This is a genomic window from Bacillus sp. JJ1532, assembly GCF_036965085.1.
Taxonomy (GTDB): domain Bacteria; phylum Bacillota; class Bacilli; order Bacillales; family Cytobacillaceae; genus Cytobacillus.
In genome coordinates this window covers 102,546-113,389 of sequence record NZ_JBALOW010000033.1, presented here as the reverse complement: position 1 = coordinate 113,389, position 10,844 = coordinate 102,546, and the positions used below count along the sequence as shown (strand labels likewise).

11 protein-coding genes are annotated in these 10,844 nt (G+C 38.3%); 4 read left to right on the top strand and 7 right to left on the bottom strand.

All coding sequences use genetic code 11. From position 1 onward, the window contains the following. Positions 1-10: 10 nt before the first annotated feature. Complete coding sequence (locus tag V7122_RS12760; RefSeq protein ID WP_335343803.1) at positions 11-133, top strand: FbpB family small basic protein; 123 nt, start codon at positions 11-13, stop codon at positions 131-133. A 130-nt stretch (positions 134-263) separates the two neighbouring features. Here V7122_RS12760 and V7122_RS12755 read toward each other — a convergent pair whose 3' ends face one another. Further along, on the bottom strand, positions 264-356 hold the full coding sequence (locus V7122_RS12755) for a putative holin-like toxin (RefSeq protein WP_335343802.1): 93 nt from the start codon (positions 354-356) through the stop codon (positions 264-266). Positions 357-638: 282 nt separating this feature from the next. Here V7122_RS12755 and V7122_RS12750 point away from each other — a divergent pair, with 282 nt between their 5' ends. Further along, the gene (locus tag V7122_RS12750; RefSeq protein WP_335345722.1) at positions 639-1,808 is read left to right on the top strand and encodes a DUF4317 domain-containing protein; all 1,170 of its coding nucleotides are present in this window, start codon (positions 639-641) and stop codon (positions 1,806-1,808) included. Positions 1,809-2,016: 208 nt separating this feature from the next. On the opposite strand, the gene V7122_RS12745 is transcribed toward V7122_RS12750, so the two are convergent. The 6 genes from V7122_RS12745 to V7122_RS12720 all read right to left on the bottom strand — a co-directional run bounded on the left by V7122_RS12745 (position 2,017) and on the right by V7122_RS12720 (position 8,905). Continuing rightward, positions 2,017-3,171 carry an ABC transporter permease gene (locus tag V7122_RS12745; RefSeq protein WP_335527065.1) on the bottom strand — a complete coding sequence of 385 codons (1,155 nt, stop codon included), beginning with the start codon at positions 3,169-3,171 and terminating at the stop codon, positions 2,017-2,019. A gap of 15 nt (positions 3,172-3,186) precedes the next feature. Further along, on the bottom strand, positions 3,187-4,395 hold the full coding sequence (locus V7122_RS12740) for an ABC transporter permease (RefSeq protein ID WP_335527070.1): 1,209 nt from the start codon (positions 4,393-4,395) through the stop codon (positions 3,187-3,189). A 17-nt stretch (positions 4,396-4,412) separates the two neighbouring features. Beyond that, positions 4,413-5,345, bottom strand: coding sequence for an ABC transporter ATP-binding protein (locus V7122_RS12735; RefSeq protein WP_335527063.1), 933 nt, complete (start codon positions 5,343-5,345; stop codon positions 4,413-4,415). A gap of 140 nt (positions 5,346-5,485) precedes the next feature. After that, positions 5,486-6,151 (bottom strand): response regulator transcription factor, encoded by a 666-nt coding sequence (locus V7122_RS12730; RefSeq protein ID WP_335527061.1) that lies wholly within the window; start codon positions 6,149-6,151, stop codon positions 5,486-5,488. After that, a complete protein-coding gene (locus tag V7122_RS12725; protein ID WP_335527059.1) occupies positions 6,148-7,368 on the bottom strand; it encodes a sensor histidine kinase in 1,221 nt (406 codons plus the stop codon). Before V7122_RS12725 ends, V7122_RS12730 begins: the two co-directional genes overlap by 4 nt. Before the next feature lie 13 nt (positions 7,369-7,381). Then, positions 7,382-8,905, bottom strand: coding sequence for an ATP-binding protein (locus V7122_RS12720; RefSeq protein WP_335527057.1), 1,524 nt, complete (start codon positions 8,903-8,905; stop codon positions 7,382-7,384). Between the two features lie 519 nt (positions 8,906-9,424). Here V7122_RS12720 and V7122_RS12715 point away from each other — a divergent pair. Both V7122_RS12715 and V7122_RS12710 read left to right on the top strand, forming a co-directional pair. Continuing rightward, the gene (locus tag V7122_RS12715; RefSeq protein WP_335527055.1) at positions 9,425-9,949 is read left to right on the top strand and encodes a GNAT family N-acetyltransferase; all 525 of its coding nucleotides are present in this window, start codon (positions 9,425-9,427) and stop codon (positions 9,947-9,949) included. Continuing rightward, positions 9,946-10,752, top strand: coding sequence for an aminoglycoside N(3)-acetyltransferase (locus V7122_RS12710; RefSeq protein ID WP_335527054.1), 807 nt, complete (start codon positions 9,946-9,948; stop codon positions 10,750-10,752). Before V7122_RS12715 ends, V7122_RS12710 begins: the two co-directional genes overlap by 4 nt. Positions 10,753-10,844 lie beyond the last annotated feature (92 nt).

Sequence of the window (10,844 nt, the reverse complement as noted above, 5' to 3'; positions counted from 1 at the left end):
TGTATAGAAAATGCGTAAAACATTGAAAGAGCTTATTGAAGAAAATAAACAAGAACTATTAAAGGACAAAAAGGCTATAGAGAAGATTGAAAAACGGATAGAAGCACGGCATGAATTAAAGAGGCTTGCATAGATCTTTGCAGGTAAAATATAAAAGGGCTGCTGGTCATTGAACTGTATCCTCACAGCCCTTTGATCCCCACTAAACAACCCTTCCAAAGAAATCACTATTTACAGAAAAAAACACGCTATTTTCAGCGTGTTCAAGAATTTTTATCCTTATCATTAAATTTCAAAACGGCGATCACCAACATCCCAAAGCTAATCATCAACGACAAAGCTTCAAAAGTCTCCATCCAATCATCGCCTCCTTACCCCTCAGCTTTCCCAATTCCAAACTTGTCCTATACAAAGGAAAAAAACTTGGTTGTTTAGTCCTATGGGCAAAAAAAATAAATAAAGAAGAAAGGAAAGAACCATTAACATCACTAATAGGAAAAATATGAACATCTGCTTGATCGTCTTCTTCTAGCTGAAGGATACCAGTAAACGCTGACGAAGTTAATCATTCCCTTAAGCAAACAGATTGCTTATAATTTAGGAATACACTAATCAGCTTAGGAGTTGGACTTTTTAAAATGAATAAGAAGGATATAGCAAACATACGTAAACAATTTAAGCTTAATAATGATTTATTGAAAATCGCAAATATCTTTAATGTTTATATAAGAAAGGAAAGCAGTGAGATTTATCATGAAGAAAGTCATCCTTTTCCGATGTTAGACCAGGAACAGCAAGAGTTATTCATGACTAACTTTAAGAAAGTACTTACGGGTCAAGTGGATGTGAAATTATTTGAAGTAAAATTCAAACGAGAAGCTGAAAATCATAGTCAGTTCATTCTCCACGATGGGCTACAGTCCGATGATGTAGAAGATTGGAAGGAACAAATGCTGCTTATGGTTGAAAAAATGTTTAAAGATGTTCAATATGAACAGGACATGGTCGTGACTTTTATTCGGGGGGAATATTTTAAGCCAACGAAAAGGAGTAATGAAGAAGCCGAAATTAGTGCCCGGGATGAGGTGTATAAACATCCTTTTATCCTATGCAGCATTAATCAAACGATACAGCCAAAAAGATCTTTGTTGTTTGATTATATTGAAAAGGAATTTAAGTCTAGTGTTGTCGTTGATTCCATTATCAATCTTACATCTCCTGTGGCAGGTTTTTTATATCCTAGCTTTACTGAGAATTCAGCAGATGTAAACCGCGTTCTTTACTCGTCCGGGAAACCAAATCAGCCCGATTATCATTTTATCGAAGAAGTATTGAATGGCGAAGAGATTATGACCGCTCAAGATGATAAAGCTGTATTCGAGGAAATCGTCAAAGAAGTCGTTGGAGACCAGGTTGATGCAACAACCCTTTCCAATGTATATGAAGAAATCAATCGAATCATGGATGAAGAAGAAGAGGAAGATACTCCTAAATTGGATTACAAGGATGTAGAACGTGTATTAAAGGTAAGTGGTGTAGAGGACGTTAATACTGAAAAGGTTGAAATGGCGTTCCAGAAAATCATTGATGATGAAAAATATGAACTGAAAGCAAGCAGTATTGTACCGAATTATAATACGAAATCAATTAAAATTAACACGAAAGTAGCAAATATCTCTATTAGTCCACAGGATTTAAAATATGTTAGACAGGTTAATTTTAACGGCAAGCGCTGTTTACTGATTGAAGTGGACGAAGATACGATGGTTGAAGGATTTACACTAATTCCCGAAACTTTTCTAGGCTAGAGGAAGATTCGTGTACATTACGGTCGGTTTCGCAAATAAACTGGCTAGTTTCGCAAATAAACTGGCTAGTTTCGCAAATAAATTAGTCAGTTCCGCAAATAAGTTAGTTGGTTTCGCAAATAAATTGGACAGTTCCGCAAATATACTGTTCCAATGACCGCATAAAATAAATGGGTTGACCCCAACAAGGTCAACCCAAAATATTCACTTATTCATACCGTACATTTGACAATCCAACGGTAAAAAACACCATCGCAAATCCAAGCAATATGAATACAGGTGTAAGAATATCCCCAAGAGTACCGCCACTCCCGTTTAATGCTGTAAACCCTTCGATAGCCCATGACTGAGGAACGAAATTTGCAATGGATTGCATGAATTCAGGCATAATGCTTGTAGGCCAATAAACACCGCCAAGCATACAGGTAGAAACAATGATGAGCGTTCCAATTGCGTTTTGCTGCTCGGCTGTTTTGGCAAAGGCAGCAATTGCGAGACCTAATCCGATTACAGATAAAAGCAATGAGGAGATAAGAACAAGCAACCCAACAGGATCTCCCCACTTCACATCAAAAATGACCGAGGACATGACGATCAATAAGAAGAATTGAATCCAGCCAATGGTAAAAAATGATAGGAAGTATCCAAACATAACATGAAATTTGGAAGTTGGAGTTGTAAACAATCTTGACCAAATGCCCATATTTCTTGCTTCAATTAGAGCTCCAGTGACAGACAGCATCACCATCATAACAAACATGATAGAAAATCCTGCCGAGCTGTATGACATTCTGTTCAGATTATTTTCCTTTGAGCCATCACCTGCGATAATTTTTGTTAAGGCTGGCCGGTTTTCTAGGCCGCTCGCAAGCTTATTGTATATGTCATCCCATTCCCCTCCGTTATATTGGCTTCCCGTTTTTGCTGCTGAGACTTGCATACCCATTGTTCGTACAGCCCCATTCATCATTTGCTTCACAATGGGTGCAGTTGTGCTGCTAGGCAAATGTTGAAAGGTAATCTCAGGATTTTCCTGTTTAATAAGCTGGGCTGCTAATCCCTTTTTTATTGTAAAAACACCTTGGACCTCCTGCTGCTCTAGCAGATCCTTTGCCTCTGCAGCTGCAACATCATGGTACGTAACAAGCTCCCTCAATTTCAGCTGTGTTATGAGCCCAGTCGATAATTCTGTTTGATCTTCATCAACAATGCCTATATGGATAGTGGGATCCGAGCTTCCGCCGAAAAGGCTCCCGAATAGGAAGGTAAACAGAAGCGGCATTGCGAACATCAATAGATAAACAGACGGCTTTTTAAATGTACGCTTTAGTTCAAACTGGCAAATTGCCCATATTTTCATCATTATTCCCAATCCTCCTTAGAGAGCCTTATGGCGTAAGCGCATAGTTCCGATTAAGATCGATACAATACCAATCAAAGATAAAGTGATAGTTGGCGCCATTAATGAGACCCATGTAGTTCCAGACATAATATTTGTAAAGCTTGTTAAAGCCCATGAATTTGGTGTTATCATAGAAATTTTTCGCATAAGGCTTGGAAATACAGAAATGGGAAGCATTGAACCCCCTAATAAAGCCAGGAGCTGTACACCAATTCCACCTAGTGTGTCTGCCATTTTTTCACTCGAAGTAAAGGCAGCCACAACCATCGACAGCCCTGATACCGCAAAGCTGTATATGAAAGCAATGAAGATTGTTTGGAGAACATTGATTCCCCAGCCTACGTTTAAAACAAAATGAGTCGCAGCCATAAAGATCAGAAATTGGATGAAGGCAAAGAATAGCGTCCCTAGAAATTTTCCTAATAAAATGGAGCTATTACTCGCTTGTGTCGTCATTAATCTGGCTAAAGTCTCCGTACTGCGCTCCTGATGAAAAGCTTTCCCGCCATGCATAGCATTAAATAATAAGAACATAGCCGCCATCGCGGCAGCGTAGTATTGCATGGACGACACATTCTGTTCGCTAACAGGCTGTTCTATAATGACATCCAGCTGAAGCTTCATCACCTTTTCCATGTTTTGTAAAAGTTCCATTTGGACTGCTTCCGGATGAAAGGTGCTTCCATTGGCTGCTGCTGTCACTGCGATATTTGACATCACTTCCTTTGTCGAAACAGCCATTGTTTCAGCAGTCAGTGTAAATGAATCAGTGATTTGCTGGATAAAAGCTGCTTCAAAATCCTTCCCAGCAGCTGGATAAATGTAAACAGGATTTTCCTGATGATTACCGAGGCTTTCTTCCCACAGTTTAGGGATGACTAGACCAACATCCACCTGAGAGTCATTTACCCAGTTTTGCAGTTCTTCACTAGAATTGGTTTGTTTCACAGATACTGAATCATTAAATTCATCAATTAAAACATCATTTATAAATGTTTCTGCAAGAGCATCAGCATCTTCAATGTAAATACCTACAGTTGTTTTTGGCAACTGACTATTACCCATAACCCCTTTCAGAGCAGATCCTAAAATCGCGGTCAAAAGGATGGGCATGAAAACCATCAAAATGATGGCTTTTCTATCTTTCAATCGAAGCTTTAGATCCTTCGCAGCTATAATAAACATTTTCAATATACTCACCTCTAATCACGCAATGAACGTCCGGTTAATTGTAAAAACAATGTCTCTAAATTAGGTTCCTGAAGCTGAATTTGCTGCAGTTTGACACCTGATTGATTAGACAATAAAACGATATCAGCTAAGAGCTCTTTATGATTTTGCAAGAAAATATCAATTTCGGTTTCTTGTTGAACCGTTACATTTTCAACACCATCCATTGAATTCAATTGCATCAGAAAAGCAGGCTTCGCTTGATCAACAACAAGATGAAGCACTTTGCCGCCGGAAAGCCTATTGGTGAGCTCTTTTTTTGACCCGCTTGCAATTAATTGGCCATGATCGATGATCGCAATACGTTTGCAAAGGAATTCAACCTCTTCCATGTAATGGCTTGTGTAAATGATGGTCATTCCTTGCTCATTTAACGATTTGACCGTTTCTAAAATATGATTTCGCGATTGCGGGTCAATGCCAACAGTCGGTTCATCCATGATCAGCAATTCGGGCTTATGCATTAAGGCGGCTCCAATATTAATCCGCCGCTTCATCCCGCCTGAAAAGGTTTCAATTTTATCCTTTCCCCGATCGGAAAGACCAACAATTTCGAGCACTTCCTTTGCCCGGTTTTTAGCCTCTTTCCTTTTTAAGTCGTACATTTGACCCCAAAAAATTAAATTATCGATGGCAGACATTGTCGGATAAAGAGCAATATCCTGTGGCACAACGCCAATTTTGTTTTTAATAAATTGTGGGTCCTTTTTTACTGAAACTCCATCCACGAGAATATCTCCATCCTGATACGGAACTAACCCGCAAATCATGGAGATGGTCGTTGATTTTCCCGCTCCATTTGGTCCAAGTAAACCGAACGCTTCCCCTTTTTCAATACTTAACGTAATTCCTTTAACTACTTCATGTTGGCCAAAGCTTTTTTTAATATTAGTTAGTGCAAGCACCTTAAACCGCCTCCTTATTCACTACATTCAGTTTAATCCGAAGGGGGAATCTCTCCATCTAGCTGGCGATAGATTTTCAAGCATAAAAAAAACGACACCCATGTGTCGTTTTTCATCCTGCCGTATGCCAAAAGTCATGTTTAAAAGGTAGTGATGCCGTATCGTACCGCAAAAATGGCTGCCTGTGTGCGATCCCTAAGCTCAAGCTTTTGAATAATATTCGAAACATGATTTTTGACCGTTCCTTCTGTAATAAATAAGGCATCTGCAATCTCTTTATTATTGAATCCTTGGCCAAGATGACTCAATACTTCAAGCTCACGGCTTGTTAATTCATTTAAGGAAAAGGGGATAGGGGCTTCTGAGTTGATTTCTTCCTTACTTTTTTTCAATCGGATCTCTGTGAGCACATTAGAAGTGAAGTCCTTAGGGAGGACTACGCCTCCATGGAAAACGGTTAAAATCGCCTGAACGATTGTGTCAGTGGACATATCCTTTAATAAATAACCGCTTGCCCCTTCCTCTAACGCATCAAAAATGTATTCACTGTCACTAAAGGTCGTCAGCATTAACACTTTAACTTGGGGGATATTTTCCCTTAAAAGCCTTGTTCCTTCAACCCCATTGACATTTGGCATCCGGATATCCATTAAAACGATATCAGGGGTAAGACTTAAAGCCTTTTCCAATGCCTCAGCTCCATCGCCGGCTGTCCCGATTACTTCAATTTCATTGCGCAAATTCAATAGGGAGCCTAGTCCTTCCCTTATTAATGGCTGATCATCTACAATTAAGACCTTAATCAATTCATCACCCCCGCTGAGCTCCATTGTACAAGTTTATTTGGAAGTTTAACGGAAATCGAAAATCCTTGTCCTTCCGCACTTTTAAATTGTATCGTTCCACCGTGCTCTAAAATGCGTTCCTTCATATTGATAAGCCCAAAGCTTGGGACTACATTTTCAGTTCCCTTTCCGTTATCCTTCAATTCAATATAGACAGCTTCATTTGTAATCTGAATCGATACGTGACATACATTAGCGGAACCGTGCCTTTGTGCATTAGTTAAAGCTTCCTGAACGATTCTTTTTATGGTTGGTTGAATGGAGAGAGAGATAGACGTTGGATCACCATCTAATTCCAGTCGTGTTTCCATTCCAGTCAGATTAGCAAATTCATCCATCATCTCACGCAAAACATGCAGAAATGAGACTTTCAGGTGATCCTCTTCCTTCAATGTTCGAACAGATAAGCGAATTTCATGGAGAGAGTCACGAGTCAATTGCTCGCATGTATTTAATATGGCTTTGCTTTTATCTGGATCCATCGATATCATTTCATTTGCTAATTGCAGCTGTACGAGTAAGGCTGTAATTTTATGGCCGACCGTATCATGGATTTCACGTGCAATTTCATTTCGTTCCCGTATTACGGTTAATTGTTCCACTTGATTGGAATACTCACTTAATTGCTCGTGTGCATTCTGCAAGGCACCATGTGAGTCATTTAGCTGCTGGAACTGACTGCTGATCGTTTCTCTTGCTGTCTGTAAATTTTGGATTAAGCTCCCGACAATCGCTCCAAATAGGATGAACATCAAATTTAATATATTATCGGAAAATGCAGATGCCCCGAATAAATAATATTTTTCAACGGTAATCAACATCCACATGATGAAAAAGGCGATCGAAAACCATTTTAAAATGCTTCGATTTGAGAAAAATAAAAAGACGGTTGTTGATATCACACCAAAGAATATTAAGTATAAATTGCCACTAGACGGAAATATAGCCCCAAACCCAAAGCTCAGAAGCATATCAACTGCTGTACAGAATACTCTTACTCTTATACTTTCCGTGAAAATTTGCAGAATATGATTTCCAACAAAAAGAATCATCGCCCCAATAATAAAGCTGAGCTTCCACCCTTCAGTAGGTTCTGTAAATTGAAAATAGTAGCTGCTCAATAATAAAAACATGAGAACTCTTGTTGAGGTAAGTAAGAGAAAAGATAAATTTTTCAAAGTTCATCCATCCTTAAGAGATATCTTCTTTGCGATTCCTTACTAAAGGAATCATCATGTTTACCTGAGTTCCCACATTTACTGTGCTTTCAATCGAAATGCTTCCATTATAGGAATCAATAATTCGTTTGCAGACGGTTAATCCGATACCAGAGCCATCTTTTTTCTTTGTAAAAAATGGATGGAATATTTTCTCGAGTTCTTCATTAGGAATCCCTATTCCGGTATCTTTTACATTAATCATGCAGCTTGCTGAATCGCTTTCTATAGAAATGGTAAGCTGCCCACCGTTAGGCATTGCATGTAAGGAATTCTTGCTAAGATTTAGAATGACTTGTTTTAAATGATCTTTAACACAGGAAATATGTGGATCTTTAGTAGAGTAGAAGATTGATAGCTGTACGTTCATATAATTCGCTTCAGATTGTAAAATGGGTTCGATCTCTTTCAATATTTCGTTTATATTGTATGTTTTATATGTATAGGCTGTAGGCCGTCCTAGAAATAAAAGCTCACTGACGATTGAATTGATTCGATCAATTTCAATTTGTATTACCTCGAAATAATTCTGGGCTTTTTTATCATGATATTCTTCGCTTAATAATTTTATCAAACCGCTAATTCCAGTAAGAGGGTTTCTAATTTCATGGGCTGTGCTGGCTGCCAGATTACCAATCAGCTCCATCTTCTGAAACTCATACTGTTCTTTCTCTAATTTTGCTCTCCATTTTAAGCGGAAATTGTAGATTAAGAGCAATAGGATATTTGTAAAAATAAATGCTATAAAAAAGTAAGTTATAAAGGCTTCGAGGCGTAAATGTTTATCATCATAGCTAATTCTTGCTGTTAACGTCCATGGTAAACGGTCTAAGCTTAATTCTTTCAGGACATATTTTTCATTTGTATGTAACGCCCCTGCTTGCATGATGGTTATTCCCTTATCATCAGATATGAAAATTTCTTCATCATTCAAAAGGGAAGATAAATTAGCCTCTAATGTATTTATATTTAAACTAGCAAGCAATACACCTATGACCCTATGATTCTCGATAACAGGAGTAGCTAATGTGATAATATAATTTCCTGTAACCCGACCAAAATGTGCTTCAGATATACTCGTTTTTCCGATTTCAACCGCTTTCTGGAAATATTCGCGATCACTTATATTTACAGGGGTAAAAGGAGAGTTTGAACTTATTAGAATATCTCCCTTTGGATTGGCCCAATAAAAGCCGGAAAACCGATTATCCTGTTTATGGGTTTCCTTCAATACTTCATCTATATGGTTAAAGCTAAATTGCTGTACCTTGATTAACGTAGCAAGCATTTCAAGCCGGCCAGACGTTTCACCAATAAAGTTGTCGATGCTTTTTGAATGAAGGTCTGCATTTCTGTACGCCTCCTCTTTATACTCATTTTCATAAAACTCCATTTTTTGTACCGTCAGTAAAAAGCTGATTAAAAGTGAGGGTACGATCGTGAAGATAAAATAAATGAGGAATGTTGTTAACTTTAGTTTCGTGTTTCGAGTAGGCATGAACAGTTCTTCCCCTTTATCGCAGATTAACGGGCTGTAAGACCCTCACTTCAAGAAGTTGAGTAAAACAAAAATTTCTAAGTAGGGGATCAACAGCCCGTAAAGGCCCGATTAGTTCAACTAACAATCAGTGGGCGATGAGGCCTACTAAGATCGCCACTATCTAATGTCTTTGTCGGCACTAGCACGTCCTGTGCATTGGCCCCCCACTGATTGAAGTTTCACTTTATCAATCGCAACCTATTTTTGCGAAGTTTAGATCCTCAAAATATCTTTTCTATGGAGAATGAGCAGGTTTAGTGGACATGTCGAATATTAATGAATATGCTCAGAGGATTAACGAAAACTTTTTATAATTATTATAATAATAAATTATTTATTAAGAAGGTTCAATAGTTGGCAACGGGGACACACTTCTATGGCTGTTTGAATTTAAGCAGGAGGTAAAGGTTTTTTTGTCGAAATATAATGAAGCGTTTACAAAAAAATGAAGGTTAATAGGAAAGGCGAGTAAAGATAATGTTCATACAAACAGAAAGATTAATCATCCGGAAATTTATTTTTGATGATTGGCAAGCAGTCTACAAGTATACCTCTGACCCTATTGTTATGAAATATATTCCAGAAGGGGTTTTTTCGGAAGAGGATGCAAAGGAGTTTGTCATCAAAAATTCAGTTGATCAAGCGGTAAAATTTCCTGTACTATTAAAGAATGAAAATATTCTAATTGGTCACATCGCTTTTGAAAAATTTTTTGGTGAGCATACTTATGAGATTGGCTGGGTGTTTAAACAGGAGTTTCAGAATAGGGGATATGCCTCAGAGGCAGCAGAAGCTTTATTGAAATTTGGTTTTGAAGACATGAAGTTACATAGAATTATAGCTACATGCCAGCCTGAGAATACTCCATCATACCGTGTTATGGAGAAAATCGGCATGAGAAGAGAAGGGTTTTTTAAGAAATGCATTCCACAGGGGAATGACTGGTGGGATGAATTTTATTATGCCATATTAAAGGAAGAATGGAGTCGTAAGGCAAGATGAGTGAAGTAAACGCTATTTATCAAATGAAAACACCTAACACAAGATCAAGTTTGCATAAGGATTTTCAAAATCTTGGCTTAGAAAAGGGAATGGTTGTCATTGTCCATTCGTCCTTAAGTGCACTTGGGTGGGTTTGCGGAGGGCCAGTAGCTGTTGTCCAAGCCCTGATGGAAACTGTTGGGGAAGAGGGGACTATTATTATGCCAACTCAAACAGCGGATAATTCAGATCCTGCAGAATGGCAAAACCCTCCTGTACCGGAGGAATGGTGGCCGATTATTCGTGAGGAAACACCTGCATATGATCCACATTTCACACCAACAACGGGAATGGGGAAAATTGTTGAAGCCTTTAGAACCTTCCCAGGGGTTAAGAGGAGCTTGCACCCAACTTATTCATTTGCAGCGTGGGGAAAGCATGCGGAGTACATATTATCTCTACAGCCTTTGGAAGAGGGATTTGGACTTGAATCTCCTTTAGCCAAAATCTATGAATTGGATGGTTATGTATTATTGCTAGGGGTGCAGCATGATAGCAATACTTCATTGCATTTTGCTGAACATGCAATCGTTAATAGAAAGAAGGTCCAAAAAGGGACTGCTTTATTTGAAAATAACGAACCAGTATGGAAAACATACGAAGAAATTGTTTATGATTCAGATTCATTTGATGCTTTAGGGAAAGAGTTTGAAGAGAAACATCCAATTAAATCTTGCCAAATTGGTTTAGCCACGTGCAAGCTCATGAAGCAGCGGCTGCTTATTGATTTTGGCCGTGAATGGCTACAAAAGCAAAGTAATTAAATAATGAAAGCCTCAATTTTGGATTAATTCGCCAATCGAGGCTTTTTTTCGTATAATTATCGTTTGCGAAAAATTCCATAATTTAAAATTGG